General features: G+C 40.1%; 18 protein-coding genes and 3 tRNA genes. 7 read left to right on the top strand and 14 right to left on the bottom strand.

Annotation, left to right across the window (positions count from 1 at the left end):
* Positions 1-47: 47 nt before the first annotated feature.
* The 5 genes from GARC_RS08750 to pspA all read right to left on the bottom strand — a co-directional run bounded on the left by GARC_RS08750 (position 48) and on the right by pspA (position 4055).
* Positions 48-1112 carry a YcjF family protein gene (locus tag GARC_RS08750; RefSeq protein WP_007618968.1) on the bottom strand — a complete coding sequence of 355 codons (1065 nt, stop codon included), beginning with the start codon at positions 1110-1112 and terminating at the stop codon, positions 48-50.
* On the bottom strand, positions 1109-2539 hold the full coding sequence (locus GARC_RS08745) for a YcjX family GTP-binding protein (protein ID WP_007618967.1): 1431 nt from the start codon (positions 2537-2539) through the stop codon (positions 1109-1111). Before GARC_RS08745 ends, GARC_RS08750 begins: the two co-directional genes overlap by 4 nt.
* 111 nt (positions 2540-2650) lie before the next feature.
* Positions 2651-3115, bottom strand: a complete 465-nt coding sequence (pspC, locus tag GARC_RS08740) for an envelope stress response membrane protein PspC (RefSeq protein WP_007618966.1) — start codon at positions 3113-3115, stop codon at positions 2651-2653.
* Complete coding sequence (gene pspB, locus GARC_RS08735) at positions 3112-3348, bottom strand: envelope stress response membrane protein PspB (protein ID WP_039989199.1); 237 nt, start codon at positions 3346-3348, stop codon at positions 3112-3114. The genes pspC and pspB overlap by 4 nt, the downstream gene beginning before the upstream one ends.
* A gap of 29 nt (positions 3349-3377) precedes the next feature.
* Complete coding sequence (pspA, locus tag GARC_RS08730) at positions 3378-4055, bottom strand: phage shock protein PspA (protein ID WP_007618964.1); 678 nt, start codon at positions 4053-4055, stop codon at positions 3378-3380.
* Between the two features lie 232 nt (positions 4056-4287).
* Between pspA and pspF the strand changes: the two genes are divergently transcribed.
* The 6 genes from pspF to GARC_RS08700 are packed head-to-tail and all read left to right on the top strand — an operon-like array spanning position 4288 to position 10726.
* Positions 4288-5388, top strand: a complete 1101-nt coding sequence (gene pspF, locus GARC_RS08725) for a phage shock protein operon transcriptional activator (protein WP_007618962.1) — start codon at positions 4288-4290, stop codon at positions 5386-5388.
* A 9-nt stretch (positions 5389-5397) separates the two neighbouring features.
* On the top strand, positions 5398-7035 hold the full coding sequence (locus GARC_RS08720) for an ABC transporter substrate-binding protein (RefSeq protein ID WP_039989197.1): 1638 nt from the start codon (positions 5398-5400) through the stop codon (positions 7033-7035).
* Positions 7035-8066, top strand: a complete 1032-nt coding sequence (locus GARC_RS08715; RefSeq protein ID WP_007618959.1) for an ABC transporter permease — start codon at positions 7035-7037, stop codon at positions 8064-8066. Before GARC_RS08720 ends, GARC_RS08715 begins: the two co-directional genes overlap by 1 nt.
* Complete coding sequence (locus tag GARC_RS08710) at positions 8053-8946, top strand: ABC transporter permease subunit (protein WP_039989194.1); 894 nt, start codon at positions 8053-8055, stop codon at positions 8944-8946. Before GARC_RS08715 ends, GARC_RS08710 begins: the two co-directional genes overlap by 14 nt.
* Positions 8946-9941, top strand: a complete 996-nt coding sequence (locus GARC_RS08705; RefSeq protein WP_007618957.1) for an oligopeptide/dipeptide ABC transporter ATP-binding protein — start codon at positions 8946-8948, stop codon at positions 9939-9941. Before GARC_RS08710 ends, GARC_RS08705 begins: the two co-directional genes overlap by 1 nt.
* The gene (locus GARC_RS08700; RefSeq protein ID WP_007618956.1) at positions 9941-10726 is read left to right on the top strand and encodes a peptide ABC transporter ATP-binding protein; all 786 of its coding nucleotides are present in this window, start codon (positions 9941-9943) and stop codon (positions 10724-10726) included. Before GARC_RS08705 ends, GARC_RS08700 begins: the two co-directional genes overlap by 1 nt.
* 214 nt (positions 10727-10940) lie before the next feature.
* Here GARC_RS08700 and GARC_RS08695 read toward each other — a convergent pair whose 3' ends face one another.
* The 9 genes from GARC_RS08695 to GARC_RS25900 all read right to left on the bottom strand — a co-directional run bounded on the left by GARC_RS08695 (position 10941) and on the right by GARC_RS25900 (position 18369).
* Entirely contained in the window at positions 10941-12071 is a 1131-nt protein-coding gene (locus tag GARC_RS08695) for a sodium ion-translocating decarboxylase subunit beta (protein WP_007618955.1), read from the bottom strand.
* 9 nt (positions 12072-12080) lie between these two features.
* Positions 12081-13871, bottom strand: coding sequence for a sodium-extruding oxaloacetate decarboxylase subunit alpha (gene oadA, locus GARC_RS08690; RefSeq protein ID WP_007618954.1), 1791 nt, complete (start codon positions 13869-13871; stop codon positions 12081-12083).
* Positions 13872-13896: 25 nt separating this feature from the next.
* Positions 13897-14163, bottom strand: a complete 267-nt coding sequence (locus GARC_RS08685) for an OadG family protein (RefSeq protein WP_007618953.1) — start codon at positions 14161-14163, stop codon at positions 13897-13899.
* A gap of 291 nt (positions 14164-14454) precedes the next feature.
* Positions 14455-14531 (bottom strand) — tRNA-Arg (locus tag GARC_RS08680).
* 64 nt (positions 14532-14595) lie between these two features.
* Positions 14596-14672 (bottom strand) — tRNA-Arg (locus GARC_RS08675).
* A 27-nt stretch (positions 14673-14699) separates the two neighbouring features.
* Positions 14700-14789: transfer RNA gene (locus tag GARC_RS08670), tRNA-Ser, on the bottom strand.
* A gap of 296 nt (positions 14790-15085) precedes the next feature.
* Positions 15086-15301 (bottom strand): carbon storage regulator CsrA, encoded by a 216-nt coding sequence (gene csrA, locus GARC_RS08665; RefSeq protein ID WP_007618949.1) that lies wholly within the window; start codon positions 15299-15301, stop codon positions 15086-15088.
* Positions 15302-15457: 156 nt separating this feature from the next.
* A complete protein-coding gene (gene alaS, locus GARC_RS08660; RefSeq protein WP_007618947.1) occupies positions 15458-18055 on the bottom strand; it encodes an alanine--tRNA ligase in 2598 nt (865 codons plus the stop codon).
* Positions 18056-18183: 128 nt separating this feature from the next.
* Positions 18184-18369, bottom strand: a complete 186-nt coding sequence (locus GARC_RS25900; protein ID WP_007618946.1) for a regulatory protein RecX — start codon at positions 18367-18369, stop codon at positions 18184-18186.
* 308 nt (positions 18370-18677) lie between these two features.
* Between GARC_RS25900 and GARC_RS08650 the strand changes: the two genes are divergently transcribed.
* Positions 18678-19841: a GNAT family N-acetyltransferase gene (locus GARC_RS08650; protein ID WP_007618944.1), complete on the top strand. Its 1164-nt coding sequence runs from the start codon at positions 18678-18680 to the stop codon at positions 19839-19841.
* Positions 19842-19903 lie beyond the last annotated feature (62 nt).

The following is a 19903-nucleotide window of genomic DNA, read 5'->3' as shown; positions in this document are numbered from 1 at the left end:
CATGCAAATCTACACAGCATGAAAACCAGCTCAATTGAGCGAGCAGCCTATCGTAGCTGCTTGTTTAGATCGGACAACAACTGTTTGCTAATACCCGACAAACTTGGTTTTTTTTCTGACAACCATGGCAATGGACGGCTTTCATTGATCGCCTTTAAACCAATCCTGGCGGTCAATACTCCAGCACCCATTCCCTGTGCGACTCGGGTCGATATCTTACCAGTGATCCCGGCACTTAATGCGTAATTACCCGCATCAGACAGAATTTCGGCGGCGCCTGCATATAGCATAGTGTGAAATATATTGCGGATCAGACTTACCCTGCCCCAATAACCTAAATGTAAGCCATATATTTCACTCACCTGGTTCATCATCCGAATATTTCTCCACAGTACTATCAACATATCTAACAAAGCAAAAGGGCTAACGGCAATCATGACACCAGCAGCCGAGGCATTATTGCTCACTTGTTTTATAGCTAATTTATCAATAGGAGCCAATACTTGGTGCTCAAACAAAGATAACACTTCACTATCTGAATAATGTGAATCAAAACTGTCATGCCAATTTGCCACTAAATATTGATAATTCTTTGGAAGACTTGCTGCGATTTTCAAACAATGTTGCTCAGCCAATCCAATGACACTAGTGCTGGCCATTTGCTCAGATTGGGATCGAATGTCGCCTTGACGCTTAAGTTGTTTGAGTCCTCTGTATTCAACAAAAACTTGACGCAAAACCAAAATTCCCAGCACAGAAAAAATAGCAAGCCAAACACCGGCTAACCAATCCATTTTGTCTACCATGGCAATAATAAAAAATACTAACTCGGCACTACTTGCTAGAAGTACAGCTGCAGATAAAAACAACAACCATTTTTTTGCTGATTTTTTAATAGTTAACTCTTCAGGGAACGGCAAAGTTTGACTCTGACCTAAGGGTTCATCACTTACTTCAATTGAGTCAATATCGGTCACAATGAGCGCTGGTCTGACTATAGATTGTGACTGGGGATCTGCATCTTCGTTGTTAAAAACATATGCACCTTTGAGTTTTCCAGGGGATTTTTCCTCGAGTTTATTTTGTTCTTGGGGGTCATGGAATTGCTTCATTCTAGTTTATCCGCTAGTAGAAAATCGAGCACTTGATCCATTCTAATATGTGGCAGTACATGCTCTGCATTGAGGATCGGTGGAGATAATTTGGGGAACTCAAACTGTTGCTGTTTCCAGAATTCCGGACCTGGACAACTTTGTGGCACTTCTCCCGGAAACAAGGTAATGGCGGAGCCTTGTTCATTTCTACCTTGCAGCACTGGAATACTCTCACCATTAAGCTGACCAAGGCCAGATTTTGAAGAACGAATAGCCGATATCGCAGTCGACTCGGTGATCACGCCATCGAATTGTATTTGTTTTCTTGCACTATGCAGCATACTTTCTAATAGTTTGACCAAATTAGTTTGCTGATCAGGTGTAATGTGATCAGCCTTACTTGCGGCAAACACTAACTTATCAATTTTAGGTTGAAACAAACGATTGAGAATATTAGAAGAGCCATATTGAAAACTCCCCATCAACCAATCTAATGCTTTTTGTAAGTCTTGATAACTATGGAAACCACGATTTAACGCAGACAAACAATCAACTAAAACAACTTGTCGATCAAAACGCTTAAAATGCTCTTTATAGAATGGTTGCACCACTTGGGTTTTATAGTGTTTGAAGCGTTGCCTTAATAACTCGGCATTACTGTCTTTTGCAGGATTATTGAGATCAACTTCCTGTTGTTCTAACTGCGTGCCAGTAACAGGGAAAAAATGTAGAACGGGTGCGCCTGACAATTCGCCAGGTAATATGAAGCGCCCAGGTTGTAACAATTGATAACCATGACTCTGGCAATCCACTAGATATTGAGTGTATAACTCGGCAATATTTTGCAACGCTAATTCATCGCCTTTAGCGTTTAAATCTAAATCAGCCAGTGCCGCAAAAAATGGCTTAGCTAACGCATTTCTCTTAGGGTCACTGAGCTCCTCTTCACAATGCCTAGACCACTGAGCATAATCCATATCAAGCAGCGGTAAATCAAGCAACCATTCGCCAGGATAGTCGGTAATATCTAGTGTTAGAGTGGCCTCTTCCGTTAGATATTTACTCAATCCCCTACTCTTTTTATACTTTATTTTTAGTCTAACCTGCGAGATACCTTTGGTCGAAGAAGGCCATTGTGAAGAAGTTTGAGTTAACTTAGCCATAGCGTCTTCGTAAGCAAATCGACTAAAAGTTAAGTTGGGTTGAACATCCCGTTTTACACCAATCAAGCGCGACTCTCTTACTACTGAAAAAAAAGGTAGCTGCGCAGCTTCATTTGCTTCAATTAATTGATTAACCAAAGATGTAATAAATGCCGTTTTACCGCTGCCACTTAATCCCGTCACTGCCAAATTAACATGGTGATTAACCAGTCTGGCGGCAGTTAGCTTGAGCTTTTGTTTGGTAATTTGCATGGTTGGATGTTTGAAAAAAGAAGTCTGCATGAAAACTGTATCAGCCTTGTGTAGTTAAAAAAGAAACACTAAGGGCTAACATTCAATTAGCCCTTTTATACCCATACCACATCAAGGTGTCGGATCCAGCGGGAGTATAAATTATAATTTGCTTAACTCTCGGTTGAGTTGAAACTCCGATGAGGTCACATAAGTCTCCATTTTTCTGAGTCTAGTTTCATTTTTTTCAAAACGTTGTTTAATATCGATAAAAGCCTGCTTAGGTGGTTCGCCTGCTTGCCAAATTTTAGACTTCACTACTACTTTTTCTGATCCTTGTTCAGACACATTATGCCATCCTTTACCTTGAGCTTTATTGTGGCTGTTTTTCTGAACAAACTCGTCAGCTCTTGGCTTAGTTGACAAGCCGTGAGGCTTTTTTTCTAAAATAAACCAGGCTGCAATGTAACCAACGAAAAAAAATGGCCCTCCTAACAAGAAAAATCCAGTTAGGAACAGAATTCGCACCAACCAGATCTCCATGCCAAAGTACTCTGCAATACCAGCACATACTCCAGCAATTTTCCCTTTGCTCGGGTCACGATGTAAAGTGCCAAATGTCTTCATACTTTATTCCTCCACTCTGGTGCCTCGGCATCCAAAATTGCCTCTAAGGTATGGATGCGATCTGCCATTTTTTCCGCTCTGTCAGCTAATTCTTGCAAAGTACCATATTCGGCTTCAGTCAGTCCCTGACTCATTTGCTTTTTGCTCCGATAATGCATTATCAACCATATCGGAGCGACAAAGATCATAAATATAATGATAGGTGCTATTATGATTCCAATCACGTCTTCCACAATTTATCTCCTTCTAACTCGAATAGGTATTATTTTTTACTAGCTGTAGATTTGCTTTGCATTTTTTTCTTCAACGCAGCCAGTTCATCATCGATTTCTTCATCTGACTCAAGTTCAGCAAATTCATCAGCTAAGGTTTTCTTACCTAAGTCGTACGCATCAACTTGTGACTCTAAATCATCAATTTTGCGCTCATATTGCTCAAAACGTCCCATTGCAGCATCGACTTTGCCACTGTCTAAGGTCTTCTTGACTTCAAGCCTAGAGCTAACCGTTTTCTGACGTAGCATAATGGCTTTTTGACGTGTTTTAGCATCCGCCAGTTTATCTTGTAACTGACCTACTTCACTTTGTAATTTAGTGATTTGCTCATCGACTATATTAAGCTCAGACGACAAAGCTCTGGCATGTTCGTCACATTTTTTCTTTTCTTGCAACGCAGCCCTAGCCAAGTCTTCTCTATCTTTACTGATAGCTAACTCCGCTTTCGCTTTCCAATCCTTGGCTTCGTTTTGCATTTTACTGATTTGCGAAAAAATCTCCTTTTTACTAGCTAAGGTCTTCGCAGAAGCAGAGCGCACTTCAACTAAAGTGTCTTCCATTTCCTGAATGATTAAACGCACCATTTTTTCAGGATCTTCGGCCTTGTCTAAAATGGAATTAATATTTGAGTTCACTATGTCTGTGAAACGCGAGAAGATACCCATAGTCTTTACCTCTTTTATCAAATGTTAGTTAAATACTGTTACTTAACTGGATTATTGGTTTTATTTACCAAACTACTATTTACTATTGTTATTCAATTTACAGGCCAACATCATGGTTTAACTAAATTATTGATTTTAAAGAAATATTAATTTACACGCCGACCCCTGAGATCTACAATAATTAGTAAGCAGACTATTAGTTAGTCGTTTAGACCACTTTTTGAGGATATTGATGAGCCGCTTTCGCCAACAAGATAATTTGCTAGGACACTCTAATAACTTTTTAGAGGTATTAGAGCAAATTTCACAAATTGCGCCTTTAAATAAACCCGTATTAATTATTGGTGAAAGAGGCACAGGTAAGGAACTTGTAGCCGCCCGCATGCACTTTTTGTCAAAACGCTGGGAACAAAATTATCTAACACTAAATTGTGCAGCTCTAAACGAAAGTTTGTTAGAAAGTGAATTGTTTGGTTACGAAGCAGGTGCATTTACTGGCGCGGCCAAACGCCGAGAAGGGAGATTCGAAACAGCACATAACGGCACCCTATTTTTAGATGAACTGGCCAATACCTCTGGCATGGTACAAGAAAAGCTGCTGCGTGTGATTGAATATGGAGAGTTTGAACGTGTGGGTGGGTCTCGCAGTGTCAAAGTCGATGTTCGATTAGTAGCAGCAACCAATGAAGATTTACCCGCCTTGGCTGACTCAGGCGAATTCCGAGCTGACTTGCTAGACAGGTTAGCATTTGACGTTATTACCCTACCCCCTCTACGGGAACGTAGAGAAGACATAATGATGTTAGCGGAACACTTTGCGATTAATATGGCCAGAGAGCTGGATATGGAACTCTTCAGCGGTTTTACAGAAAAAGCCAAACGCACTTTGTTGGACTATTACTGGCCTGGTAATATTCGTGAATTAAAAAATGTAGTCGAACGTGCAGTATATCGAAGTAATAATCCCAACTTACCTGTGCATAATATTGTTTTGGATCCTTTTGAGTCTATTTACCGACCACAAAAAAGAATCAAAACACAGGACAGAATTATGCAATCAGAAGTGGTTTCTGCTGCTGCGACTGCATCAGTTGAACCTTTACCACAAGTTCCAGTCACTTCTGAGCTTAAAACAAGCTCATCTTTTGATTTTCCAGTTGATTTAAAAGAACTTTCCCAAGATTTTGAGATTGATTTAATAAAGCAAGCATTGGCAGACAGCCAATTTAATCAAAAAAAGACCGCTGAAAAACTTGGATTAACTTATCATCAATTACGTGGTTATTTGAAAAAGTATAATTTGTTAGAACAAACTAATGAAGATATGGTTTAAGCTCAACTCGTGAATATTCTCAAAAAGCACAATAAAAATACTGGATTCAAGACACCTTTAATTATTTTGGTCTGTACCTTATTGTGTGCATGTGATGCACTTCTTCAATCAAAAACAGACCCCAATGGTATTATATATTGCTCGGAAGGAAGTCCCTCCAACTTTAATCCACAATTAGATACCTCAGGCACGACGGTCGATGCTTCGTCCCACCAAATTTATGATCGATTAATAGATTTTGACCCAGTGACTGGAGATATCGTCCCCGCGTTAGCCACCAGTTGGCTAGTCAGTGATGACGGTAAAACTTATACCTTTCAATTGAGACAAGAGGTTTCTTTTCATCAAACTCAGACCTTTACACCAACACGCTTTTTTAATGCAGACGACGTATTGTTTAGCATTAATCGTTGGCGTCTGGTTGATCACCCGTATCACGACATTTCTGGTGGAAGATATACTTATACCGATAGCTTGAATCTTCGCGGATTGATATCACAGGTTAAGCGAATAAATGGTTATCGAATAGAAATCACCCTTCATAATCCAGAAAGTTCTTTTTTAGCTAACCTCGCGACAGATTTTGCGGTGATATTATCCGCTGAATATGCGGACAAATTAATATCTCGGAATCAAAAAGAACTAATAGATTATAAGCCAGTAGGCACTGGTCCATATCAGTTGGCCAGCTTTCGCCAAGACCGTTATATACGCTATACAAAACATCCAGAATATTGGCGCGAAGTTGAGCTAACCGACAAGCTCATATTTGATATCACCCCTTCCAGCTCACTTAGGCTGGCTAAACTGCTTACTGGGGAATGTGATGCGATTGCTTTACCAGCTCACAGTGAACTAGAAGTGATACGTCAACAAGAAAATTTAGTATTAGATGAAAAACCTGGCTTAAACATAGGTTTTTGGGCTTTTAACACCTCGAAACCGCCCTTTAATAACCCGCAAGTGCGCCGAGCGTTAGGTATGGCAATCGATAAAAATGCCTTGATTGAAGCCATTTATTTTAATAGTGCTATTCCAGCAAAGAACATAGTTCCACCAACATCCTGGGCATTCTTAGCGGATGTTAGACCTCTTAGTTATAATCCAATCGCAGCAATAAAACTATTGCGTGAGGAAGGGATCCCTGAGGACTTTTCAATGACGGTCTGGGCCATGCCAGTGCAACGAGCTTATAATCCAAATGCCATGAAAATGGCAGAGCTAATCCAAGCCTATCTGCAAGTTGTCGGCATACAAGTCAATATTATCAGTTACGAATGGTCAATATTTAGAGAACGTTTAACCGAGGGATTACATGACTCTGTATTAATTGGCTGGTCTGCAGACAATGGCGATCCAGATAATTTTTACCGACCACTATTATCATGTGCGGCCATAGAGTCAGGCACTAACAGAGCAATGTGGTGTTCTGACGAATATGACTTATTGATTAATAAAGCGCTACAGTATACTGAGATCAGTGAACGGACCTATTTTTATGGCAAGGCCAATGAACTTTTAGCAGAACAACTGCCTTTGATCCCCATTGCTCATGCATCTCGATACCAAGCCCATAGAAAAGAACTGGATGGGTTAGTGATTAATCCATATGGCGGTGTGCGTTTTGGTGGAGTGAAAAAGCACTAATGACTAATGTTTTGTTGCGTTATACAAATCTTGTTCTTGTGACCCTTTTTATTTTGAGTTTATTGTCTTTTATCTTGGCTTATTTATTTCCTGGGGAAGCAGTAGAAAATCTTACGGGCTTACGGCTGAATGAATTAACGGCAATGCAAAATAGTGCATTAATGTATTCTGCTGATGACAATATTTTTGTCCAATATTGGCATTATATAGGTGAACTATTTGCTGGCAACTGGGGAGTCAGTTTTAGTTCTGGATTACCACTATATGAAGATGTTGGCCATTACCTTCCGGCTAGCATAGAGCTTAGTGCTTATGCGCTTTTCCTGTCTTTTTTCATTGGACTACCATTAGGTTTTATAGCTGCTTTACGACACCATAAACTTACGGACTATAGTCTGCTTTCGGTGAGCTTATTGGGTTATTCCATACCAGTATTCTGGCTCGCATTGCTCTTGATTTTAGTATTTTCCCTGCAACTTGGATGGTTTCCACTATCTGGACGTATTAGTTTATTATTTGAGATCCCTAGCATCACAGATTTCATTATAATCGATATTTTATTATCTGATTCTATCGATAAACAGGCAGCACTCATTAGTGCGTTTAGGCACCTTATTTTACCAACTTTATCAATTGCCGTTGTCACAACAACCCTCATATTGCGCATCACAAGACGTTCTGTAATTGAAACTTTAAATAGTGAGTTTATCTTAGCTGCCTACGCTAGAGGTTTAACCCCTAGGCAAGTGTTAATGCGCCATGGAATAAGGAATGCGCTGATACCCATTCTGCCACTACTAGCCATGCAATTTCCCACATTGTTAACCAACGCCATGATAGTAGAGAGTATATTTTCTTGGCCAGGTATAGGTAATTGGCTCATTCAGGCCATTTATCAACAAGATTACCCAGCGATTAGAGCAGGAATGTTAGCTGTATCCGTTTTGGTTGTCATTTTCACTATGTCGATTGATCTCACTATTCGTCTCACCGATCCAAGACGCAGAAGGGCTGAACGTGCCACAACCTAGCTTATATCAAGAAGAACACCATCCCTCTCCGCTGCAGTACACTTGGATGGAATTCAAAAAAAATCATATCGCTGTCGCTGGCTTTTTTTGTTTTACGTTTTTTCTAATAATCACCATTTTCTGTCCTTTATTAGCGCCCTTTGATCCAAATATGCAACAAATAGGTGATTTACTGATCCCCCCCTCTTGGTATCCCAACGGTGGCATTAGCCACTTATTTGGAACAGACGCCTTAGGCCGTGATTTATTATCTCGGATTATATATGGCTGCAGAATGACCTTTGGTATTAGTATATTGCTGGTTATAGTAGCAATGTTGCTGGGAGTTGGATTAGGCGCTCTAGCAGGGATGAGCAAAGGATTCCGCTCAAGTTTTATTAACCATACTTTAGACTCCATTCAAGCCATTCCAACACTACTTATCGCCATCATTATTATTGCTATTTTAGGTCCGGGATTAGTTAATAGCATGTGGGCCATCGCCCTGTCGTTAATACCGCAATTTGTGCACCAAACTCGCGACTTTATAAGACGTGAACTATCGAAAGAATACATTATGGCTGCCAAACTCGACGGAGCCAGCAAAAGGCATATATTTATCCATTCCATATTACCGAATATGGGTGAAATGTTAGTGGTACAGGCGACCCTAGCACTATCCGTTTCGATCTTAGATATCAGTGCATTAGGATTTCTCAAACTAGGCGCTCAAGCCCCGTCGTCTGAATTAGGGGCAATGCTCTTGGAAGGTATTGAAGTCGCTTACATTGCACCTTGGACTATTGCCGTGCCCGGTGGTGCCTTGTTTGTCATGATAATTTCCATTAATTTAGTTGGTGACGGTCTGCGATCAGCCCTTAGAAATAGGTTATTACACTAATGGTCCTACTTGATATCAAAAACCTCACGTTGGAAATTGATATATCTGGCGGCTGGGTAAAGGCGCTAGATAAAATCAACATGGTGATCCATGAAGGTCAAATTCATGCCTTGGTGGGTGAATCCGGCTCAGGCAAAAGTTTGATAGTTAAAGCCATTGTTGGGGCGCTGCCTGTGCGCTGGCGAATTACTGCCGACCGTATGACCTGGAAAGGACAAAACTTATTGACCATGTCGGTCAAAGCAAGACGAAAGATCATTCGTAAAGATATTTCGGTGATTTTCCAAAACCCAATTAATTCACTTGATCCGCTATTAACCTTAGGCCAGCAACTAAAAGAAATGCTTCCTACTGACAAGTTAACTAAAACCTGGTTTTGGCAACGCAATGCTGAAAAACAAGGGTTAGCGATAAAACTGTTGCATAAAGTGGGTATTAAAAATCATCAAATATGCCTCAATAGTTATCCTCACCAAATTAGCAACGATGTAGTGCAGAAGTTTATGATTGCCATGGCTCTTGCTTCTGAACCTAAGTTAATTATTGCCGATGATCCCACTAGAGGCATGGAAGTAATCGCAAAAACACAAATATTAAAATTACTTAGTAGGGTTAACCAAGTAAGAAATATGAGTATTTTATTCGTCAGTCACGATTTGTTAGCTATCTCGAATATGGCTAGTTATATGACAGTTTTGTATTGTGGACAAACAGTTGAAAGTGGTGAGTTACAGCAACTAAGAAAACGCGCCTTCCACCCCTATACTCAAGCTCTGCTAGATAGTGCCCCAAGCTTTCGCAAAGACTTACCACCAAAGTCCCCACTCACCTCACTTGATGGCACTATCCCGACTCTGTATCACTTACCAATTGGCTGTAGATTAGGCCCAAGGTGCCCACGAGCTCGCAGAGAGTGCGTGGCAATACCTCAAATTAGACGGGTTCATACACATTTTTATAGCTGTCATTTTCCGCTGCATTGGAAAGCCAAATAATGGATCTTATCGAAGTTGAAGACTTAACTTTTCAAAATACCATAAAAAGCATGTGGTCAAAAAAGAAGATAACTTTTGATTTAGGGCCTGTAAGCTTTAATTTTAAAGCAGGTGAAACCTTGGCTATTGTTGGCAACAACGGCTCGGGTAAGTCCTTATTGGCCAAACTACTTGTGGGTTTAGAAACACCCAAAAGTGGCAAGATTTTTATGAATGGAGTGGAGCTAAATAAATCGAATATTAATGTCAGATGCCTCGATATCAGAATGATTTTTCAAAATACTAATGAGTCTCTAAACCCGGGATTGACCTTAGGCACTATTCTGGAAGAACCGTTGCGCCTCAACACTAAACTTAATGCTCAAGAACGTATATCCCTTATAGAACACACCTTAAGACAAGTTGGGCTAATGACAGAGCACCGTTTTTTTTATCGGCATATGCTGTCGGATGGACAGCGTCAAAGAATAGCCTTAGCCCGCGCTCTGATACTTAATCCCAAGGTGATAGTTGCAGATGAACCCTTTGCTGCATTAGATCCATCGGTACGTTCTCAGGCAGTTAATCTGCTAATGAAATTACAGCGTGATTTGGGATTAGGGTTTATTTTTATTTCCCAAAATTTAGGTATTGTCAGGCATATCTCTGACAAAGTGATCATCATGAAAGATGGAAAAGTAATCGAGTCGGGAAAAACAGATGTGATATTCAATTGGCCTAAAGATGAATACACTAAAAAGTTAGTAGATTCTCATCAAGCATTGGTTAATAGACAGAATAATTAACACTGGGTGGCACATAGGGAATGGCACTAAATCGAATGAGTAAAATTAGCACCATATTTAGTAACCTTTGTTAGGAATAAGCAGTGCCTGTCAGCACCGCTATTTGTGGCCCATCAAATACCTGATAAATGCCATTGATATCGATTGTCTCTTTGAAATATAAATTAATATTTAATTCTTCGACATTCCTCAGTCCGAAATCAATTTAGTTATTTTACCCTACCAAAGCTAACAAAATTCCAGCGGCGACTGCTGAGCCTAAGACTCCAGCTACATTAGGCCCCATAGCATGCATCAACAAGAAGTTATGATGGTTTGCCTCTAGTCCAACTTTGTTAACCACCCTTGCAGCCATAGGCACCGCAGATACACCCGCAGCCCCAATCAATGGGTTGATCTTTTGGCTACTAAGCTTACTCATTGCTTTTGCCATTAATATGCCTGCTGATGTACCTATAGAGAACGCGATAGCACCTAGCGCCAAGATACCTAACGTTTCTACTGTTAAAAACTTATCGGCTGATAATTTCGAGCCAACCGCTAAGCCCAAAAAGATAGTTACAACATTAATTAATTCGTTTTGTGCACTATTACTGAGCCTATCTACTACACCTGACTCTTTCATTAAGTTACCCAAACAAAACATTCCAACTAAAGGAGTAGCTGTAGGTAAAAACAAAATACAAAGCAATAGTACCGCTAGAGGAAATACAATTTTCTCACGCTTAGACACAGTCCTAAGCTGTGGCATTTCTATTTTTCTTTCATCTTCGCTAGTTAATAAACGCATGATAGGTGGTTGAATAAGAGGCACTAACGCCATGTAGGAATAAGCGGCTACCGCAATAGCACCGAGAAGATCAGGCGCTAGTTTTGAGGCTAAAAATATAGCAGTAGGTCCATCAGCACCACCGATAATGGCGATGGCTGCGGCATCTTGTAGTGAAAATTCAAAGCCTGGAACCATGTTCAAGGCTATCGCACCAAATAGTGTACCGAAGATACCAAATTGGGCTGCAGCGCCAAGTAGCAACATTCTAGGGTTGGCAATCAATGCGCTAAAGTCCGTCATTGCTCCAACGCCCATAAAAATCAGCAATGGGAAGACCCCAGTATCGATACCAACATGATAAACAAGGTAAAGCAATCCACCAGGATCACTAAAACCGGCCAACGGAATGTTGGTTAATACAGCACCAAAACCAATAGGTAACAGTAGCAAAGGTTCAAACTTTTTAACAATAGCTAAATAAAGTAATAATGCACCAACGCTCATCATGATCACCTGACCTAACTCAAAATGAGCCAATGAGGTGCTTTGCCATAATAATTCGAGCTTTTCCATTTGTGTTCCTTATCCTATAACTAATAAAGGTTGTCCCGTTTGCACGGCATCACCTTCTTTAGTTGAAATATTGGATACAGCACCCGAAACGGAGGCACGAATTTCAGTTTCCATTTTCATAGCTTCCATAATGATGACAACATCACCTGTATTAACTACATCACCTTCTTTGACCAGCACTTTAAAAATATTCCCTGCCAAAGGTGAATTTAATGTTTGTCCTGTTGCTGAAGAAGAACTAGCCCCTTGTGCTACAGGCCCGGAACTAGAAGCTACTTGCACATTGGTTAACTCACCACTTTTCGCCACTTCAACCTCAAACACTTGACCGTCTACACGCACTGAATACATCGCAGCACCAGAGCTTGTAGCCTCAGTCGCAACAACATTGCTAGCAGCAACTTGTGGTGTTTGACTCGGCGCTGGCTCGAACGCATCAGGGTTATTTCTATTTTTAATAAACTTTAAGCCGATTTGTGGGAACAATGCATAGGTCAACACGTCATCCACCAAATCATCTGCTGTTTGGATAGATTCTTTTTTGACAATATCTGTAAGTTCGGAGGTAAGCGCCGCTAACTCGTCTTCAATAAGGTCTGCTGGGCGACATGTAATGGCTTCTTTACCATCTAATACTCGCAGTTGTAATTCTTTGTTCACAGGTGCAGAAGTGGCCCCATATTCGCCTTTGAGTACACCGGCAGTTTCTTTACTGATGCTTTTGTAACGTTCACCTGTTATTACATTGATAACAGATTGAGTGCCAACTATCTGCGAGGTCGGTGTAACTAGCGGAATAAAACCAAGATCTTCTCTTACTCTCGGAATTTCTAAAAGCACTTCATCCATTTTATCTTCAGCACCCTGCTCTTTCAGCTGACTTTCCATGTTGGTTAACATGCCACCAGGAACTTGTGCTATCAAAATACGTGCATCAACACCTTTGAGGCTACCTTCGAACTCTGCATACTTTTTACGTACATCACGGAAATAACTAGCAATTTCAGTAAAGGCTGGCAAAGCCAAACCAGTATCACGCTCAGTACCTTCAACTATAGATACTATAGTTTCAGTCGCTGTATGACCATAGGTCATACTCATCGATGAAATAGAGGTGTCTAAAATATCGATACCTGCATCAATCGCTTTTTGATAGGTAGCGGCGCTCAAGCCGGTCGTTGCATGACAATGCAAAGCAATAGGTACTTCGATGGATTCTTTTAATCTAGTCACCAGTTCTTCACATTCGTATGGTTTTAACAAACCTGCCATGTCTTTTATACAAATTGAATGCACACCCATGTCTTGTAATTTGTTGGCCATATCCAACCAAGTTTGCAAGGAATGCACAGGTGACACTGTGTAAGACATGGTTCCTTGAGCATGTGCACCTTGTTTAATAGCTGCTTTAACTGCAGTTTGAAGGTTACGAATATCGTTCATCGCATCAAATATACGGAACACATCAACACCATTTGTATGTGCTCGCTCTACAAATTTTTCTACTACATCATCGGCGTAATGACGATATCCTAAAAGATTCTGGCCACGTAACAACATTTGCTGCTTAGTTTTAGGCATCGCCTTTTTAAGTTGACGAATGCGATCCCATGGGTCTTCTCCTAAGTAACGAATGCAAGCATCAAAAGTCGCGCCACCCCATGTTTCTAGAGACCAATAGCCAATATCGTCTAATTTACTTGCTATCGGTAACATGTCTTTGAGACGCATTCTGGTTGCAAACAATGATTGGTGAGCGTCACGCAATACAACATCTGTAATCGCTAGTGGTTTACGCATGAGGATACTTCCTTAAAATTTTAAACTAGTGTGGCTGTCTGTGCTGAACGATAGCTGAGCTAATCACAGCCACAATCTTTGGAGAAACGCCTTGGTTATTAGGCAAAGTGTTATTAGTAAATTTTGAGTGGTTTTCTATAGTGTTTAGCGACTCATCGGGAATAAGTTTATTAATCCAAGCAATCAAAGTAACTGCACCAATTAACATCGATAAAAACAGAAATACCACTACCATTCCAACAACTAATAAATTAGCGGCTTCGACAAGAGCATTTGCGACTTCAGGCTGCATACAAACGTGATCTCAATATTAAACAATTTAGTAGGTGATAAGTACCATGCAGCCTAAGAAAACACAACAAAAGGCCAAGAGGAAAAGTGCATAAAGAATAATAAAATATTCGGATATTGTGAATATTTACCCACTTCAAGTAAACCATTAACATGATACTTACATGAAGTATCATAAAACACTCCAAAGAGAGTCCAATTCAATTGGCTAACCGTTAATTTGATTTATCAAAAAGGATTTAGAATTTCGAGACAATAAAAAAGCCCATAAAATTTTATGGGCTTTATTATTTGGTGCGCGTGGAAGGATTCGAACCTCCGACCACCTGGTTCGTAGCCAGGTACTCTATCCAGCTGAGCTACACGCGCTTAAACCGGTTTGCTTTAGAAGTATAACTAACATTTAACTATCTTCTAAAAAATCTTTGAAATATGGTGCGCGTGGAAGGATTCGAACCTCCGACCACCTGGTTCGTAGCCAGGTACTCTATCCAGCTGAGCTACACGCGCATTGAAAACTTTCACATCAAAACCTAATGGCGGAGAGGGAGGGATTCGAACCCTCGGTACGAATAAACGTACGGTTCCTTAGCAGGGAACTGGTTTCAGCCACTCACCCACCTCTCCGGAACTTAGATCTTACACTCATCTTCAGATTTTTCTGGCTAATTTACTTAGATTATATTTCTAAGCACTTCGCTTTAGTCACCCTGACTTAGGGTTAACGTCTCCTAAATGAGGAGCCGAAGTTTACCGATCCACATGAGTAAGTCAAACACTTTTTATGAAGTTAATGACGGCTTGCTGGGATTTTAAACGATTATTGGCTAAGTGCTTATTTTTTGTCAGATTTGAAAGAAAATATAAATTCATCATCCATAAAAAAAGCTGGTTACCCAGCTTTTTTTTAAGTCCAATTGCTATTAGTTTTCGTCTGGACTTGCTTCCTGTTCATGGGCGGCAAGTTGCACGTTCTTTTCAGCTTGGATGCGCATATAAATTTCTTCACGATGCACAGATATTTCCTTAGGCGCATTCACACCAATTCTTACCTGATTCCCTTTTACCCCTAATACTGTCACGGTGACGTCATCACCAACCATTAGGGTTTCTCCAACACGACGAGTTAAAATTAGCATTCTATTGCTCCTATTTCCGTTAAAAACACGATCCCTTCGTTAAAGTTAGTGTAAATTACCAGCTAAGCCAGAAAATTTACCCTATCGGTTTTTCCCTATTTTTGTTGTCACCACAAAAAACAACCGAAAAATTCTTGTTTTACTACCTTTATACTTTTACAACTTTTCTTCTAGCCAAGCTTGCACTGAAGCAATGGCTGAATCTAAGTTTTGAGGTTGAGAACCACCTGCCTGAGCCATATCAGGACGTCCTCCTCCTTTACCGCCAACCTGCTGGGCAACAAAGTTAACCAACTCACCTGCTTTAACCTTAGACACTAAGTCTTTGGTCACCCCCACTATCAAACTGACTTTATTTTCTTCAGCTATTCCTAAAACAATGATCGCACTAGCTAACTGGTTCTTAAAGTCATCGACCATAGTTCTCAGTGCTTTAGCTTCAATGCCTTGTAATACAGTTGACAGTACTTTGACGCCTTTTATTTCATATACCTCAGACAATACGTCTGTCGTGGCATTACTGGCGAGTTGTTGTTTTAACTTTTCTAATTCTTTTTCTACTATTTTATTTTGTTCTAATACATGTTCTATACGGATAAATAAGCCTTGAGGATCAGTTTTTAATAGGCTAGCCATTTGACTCAGTTGTTGACTTTGGCTTTGCACTACATCAAGGGCTTTACCTCCAGTGACCGCTTCTATCCTTCTGACACCGGCAGCAATACCACTTTCTGACACAATCTTAAACAGTCCAATATCACCTGTTCTATTGACATGTGTTCCGCCACACAGTTCCATAGAAAAGTCTCCCATAGTGACAACACGCACGTCTTCTGCATATTTTTCACCAAATAAAGCCATTGCGCCTGCATCTTTAGCCTCATCCAAATTCATTAACTTGGTTTGTAAACTATGGTTGGCACGAATTTGCTGGTTAACTAGCGTCTCAACACTTTGAAGCTCGACATTAGTGACAGCTTCAAAATGTGAAAAATCAAAACGAAAGCGATCCGCAGATACAAGCGAGCCTTTCTGGTTAACATGCTCGCCCAATACTTGTTTCAAAGCTGCATGCATAAGATGCGTGGCACTGTGGTTCAACTTTATAGCTTCACGGCGTGCAACATCGAATTCAGCTTGCACCACGTCACCCAATTTAAAATCAGCGTCAGCCTTTCCTTTATGAGCAATAGCATTACCCAACTTAACCGTATCTCTTACTTCAAAACTACCGCTAGTCGTTTTGAGTACGCCAGTATCTCCAATTTGTCCGCCTGACTCAGCATAAAAAGGGCTTTTATCAAGCACAATAACGCCCTCTTCACCCGCACTTAATTTTTCTACCTGTTGGCCGTTGGCAAACAATTCAACAATTTCTGCTTGATTAGTAACCTGATCATAACCTGTAAATTCAGAAGTGCTATTAGACTTTAGTTGCTCATTATAATCCGTATCAAATTGACTAGCTTGTTGAGCACGTTTACGCTGAGCCGCCATAGCAGCTTGGAAACCTTCTTCGTCAATACTCAGTTCTTTTTCACGGGCAACGTCATTGGTTAAGTCTGCAGGGAAACCATATGTATCGTATAGTTTAAAGACCAATTCACCTGGCACCACATTGGATGTTAATTCGTTAAGAGCATCATTAAGGATACTCATGCCGCGCTCAAGGGTACGAGAGAACTGTTCTTCTTCAGTTCTTAATACTTTCTCAATAAGTTCTCGGTTGGCAGCTAATTCAGGATAGGCATCGCCCATTTGAGTTACTAATGCTTCCACCAAACGATAGAAAAACACCTCACTGGCTCCGAGTTTATTACCATGTCTTACCGCTCTGCGTATAATACGTCTTAATACATATCCGCGGCCTTCATTTGAGGGAATAATACCGTCACAAATCAAGAAACTACATGAACGGATATGGTCAGCAATAACACGTAATGACTTATCTTGTTTATCGGTTGTGCCAACCACTGTGGCAGTTGCTTCGATTAAATTCTGAAAAATATCAATTTCGTAGTTGCTATGTACGTTTTGTAAAATCGCTGAGATCCGCTCTAAGCCCATTCCCGTATCGATAGAAGGTTTAGGTAAAGGCTGCATAGTGCCATCACTTTGACGATTAAACTGCATAAACACCAGATTCCAGATTTCAATAAATCTGTCGCCGTCTTCTTCCGGAGAGCCAGGCGGGCCACCCCAAATATGTTCACCGTGGTCATAAAAAATTTCTGAACAAGGTCCACAAGGGCCAGTATCGCCCATAGACCAAAAATTGTCTGAAGTGCTAATACGGATAATTCTATCTTCTGGCAGACCTATCTTATTGGCCCAAATATCAAAAGCTTCGTCGTCTTCGTGGTAAATGGTGACCAATAATTTATCTTTCGGCAGGCCTAATTCTGTGGTTAAAAAATCCCACGCATATTGAATTGCTTCGGTTTTAAAATAATCACCAAAGCTGAAGTTACCTAACATTTCGAAAAAAGTATGGTGCCGGGCTGTATAACCTACATTTTCAAGATCATTATGTTTACCACCTGCTCGTACACAACGTTGCGAAGATGTCGCTTTGTCGTAACTACGAGACTCTGTACCTAAAAACACATCTTTAAATTGGTTCATTCCAGCATTTGTAAACAAAAGTGTTGGATCATTTGCTGGAACTAAAGATGAACTGGATACTTTTTGATGTCCTCTAGCGGCAAAGAAATCTAAAAATGCGCACCGGATCTCGGCGGTTGTTTTACTCATTTACAATCCTGAAGTGTTAATAATTAATGGGGTTCAAATATGCCCTAAGCGGCATAAATACGGCTTGTGGCGCCAAAGATATCAGTTTAGTTGTCTTTTGTTAAGGCTAGCGTTAACACTAAAGTCTGTTAATCTTTTGTTGATTCAATTGCATAGTGAATTTGTTCATGAGTAAAACCACGATAATATAAAAATCTCTGCTGTTTTTGTTGATCTTTAAAATCTTTAGCAGGCTTATTAGCATATTTTTTCTCAAACACTTTAACAGCCAATTCGAACCAATCAAGATTAAGCTCAGTTATTGCTGCGGTCACTATCTATGCAGAAATATGATGTTCTTTTAACTCATTGCCTATTCTTGATTCACCTATGCCCTAATTAGCACGACCGCGGATCAAAGATTCAGCAAACCTCTCATTACTTTGTAAATTATGCTGATTAAATTTATCTATCCATTAGAGGTAAAGATGACGCTCAAAGTCCCGTTGCAATAGCTTCTTGAGTAATTTATGTTTACCGTGCTCACGCCCAGCAAGTAATCTTGTGATGGTATATTTAATGATCTTAACGTCATTATCTGCCATATTAGGGAAGTAAACTTAGCAAAAGGTTAGGCCAAATATTGTCAATATCAAGCTCAAAATATACATTCAAATTTAGCACCTCAATTGAACAAATTGGTCAAACAATTTGGGATAATTTAGCTAAAGACAGCAGCCCATTTTGTCAATACCCTTTTTTGCACGCTTTAGAAACCTCGGGGTCAGTTGGCGGAAAATCAGGTTGGCAGCCGTTTCATTTAGTAATCTACCAAAATTCCATGGCTGTTGGCATCTTACCATTATACAAAAAGACACATAGTTACGGAGAATATGTGTTTGATTTCGCGTGGGCAAACACATATCGACAATATGGCGTGAACTATTACCCCAAATTAGTCGCAGCCATTCCTTTTACCCCCGTCACTGGCGCGAGGTTAATGCTCGACGAAAGAGTAGGTAAACAGCAACTATTACCTATTTTATGCCAAGAAATTACTAATCAATTAAAATTGACTGGCATGTCTTCCATGCATTGGTTATTTGTTGAACAAGACATCAGCCAGTTACTCCATGAACATGGTCAAATACAACGCCATTCTGTGCAATTCCAGTGGTTTAATCGGCAATATTCATCTTTTGAAGATTATTTGACGCACTTTAATTCACGTAAAAGAAAGAATGTGAAAAAAGAACGCCTTAAAGTCACCACCGAAGGAATAAAAGTTGTTCGCGTTCACGGCGAGCATTTAACCGAAGAAAACATGCAATTTTTCTATCATTGCTATAAACAAACCTATTTAAAACGTAGTGGTCATAACGGTTATTTAACTGAAATGTTTTTCGAACAAATTTTTAGAGACTTACATCACAACTTAATGTTAGTCATTGCATTAAAAGATGGGCAACCTATTGCCAGTGCATTATTTATATTTGATCAAAATCAACTTTGTGGTCGCTACTGGGGTGCCTTAGAAGAGATACATAACTTGCATTTCGAGTGTTGTTACTACCAAGGCATCGAATTTTGTATTGAACAAAATATTGCTCGGTTTAACCCCGGCACGCAAGGTGAACATAAAATTTTAAGGGGTTTTGAGCCTATTTATTGCTACTCAAACCATTCACTCAAAGAATTGGCATTTCACGAGGCAGTTGAGCGATTTATTCAACAAGAAAATACCCAAATCGAACAATACAAAAATGATGCTGAAAAACTTTTACCTTTTAGACAGTCAGAAGCCTAAGTTGGATAGGCTTATAGTGCTCAAAGGTTATTTACCCTGAACTCAGTACAAGCCATCCCCCG

The sequence above is a fragment of the Paraglaciecola arctica BSs20135 genome (assembly GCF_000314995.1).
Lineage (GTDB): Bacteria > Pseudomonadota > Gammaproteobacteria > Enterobacterales > Alteromonadaceae > Paraglaciecola > Paraglaciecola arctica.
This window is presented reverse-complemented; position numbering and strand designations above follow the sequence as displayed.

Coding starts and splice junctions, on each gene's coding strand:
- GARC_RS08705 (WP_007618957.1), top strand. CDS start 8,946: ATGGTCCTACTTGATATCAAAAACCTCACGTTGGAAATTGATATATCT.
- GARC_RS08700 (WP_007618956.1), top strand. CDS start 9,941: ATGGATCTTATCGAAGTTGAAGACTTAACTTTTCAAAATACCATAAAA.
- GARC_RS08745 (WP_007618967.1), bottom strand. CDS start 2,539: ATGCAGACTTCTTTTTTCAAACATCCAACCATGCAAATTACCAAACAA.
- csrA (WP_007618949.1), bottom strand. CDS start 15,301: ATGCTAATTTTAACTCGTCGTGTTGGAGAAACCCTAATGGTTGGTGAT.
- pspF (WP_007618962.1), top strand. CDS start 4,288: ATGAGCCGCTTTCGCCAACAAGATAATTTGCTAGGACACTCTAATAAC.
- GARC_RS08750 (WP_007618968.1), bottom strand. CDS start 1,112: ATGAAGCAATTCCATGACCCCCAAGAACAAAATAAACTCGAGGAAAAA.
- GARC_RS08685 (WP_007618953.1), bottom strand. CDS start 14,163: ATGCAGCCTGAAGTCGCAAATGCTCTTGTCGAAGCCGCTAATTTATTA.
- alaS (WP_007618947.1), bottom strand. CDS start 18,055: ATGAGTAAAACAACCGCCGAGATCCGGTGCGCATTTTTAGATTTCTTT.
- pspC (WP_007618966.1), bottom strand. CDS start 3,115: ATGAAGACATTTGGCACTTTACATCGTGACCCGAGCAAAGGGAAAATT.
- oadA (WP_007618954.1), bottom strand. CDS start 13,871: ATGCGTAAACCACTAGCGATTACAGATGTTGTATTGCGTGACGCTCAC.
- pspA (WP_007618964.1), bottom strand. CDS start 4,055: ATGGGTATCTTCTCGCGTTTCACAGACATAGTGAACTCAAATATTAAT.
- GARC_RS08715 (WP_007618959.1), top strand. CDS start 7,035: ATGACTAATGTTTTGTTGCGTTATACAAATCTTGTTCTTGTGACCCTT.
- GARC_RS08695 (WP_007618955.1), bottom strand. CDS start 12,071: ATGGAAAAGCTCGAATTATTATGGCAAAGCACCTCATTGGCTCATTTT.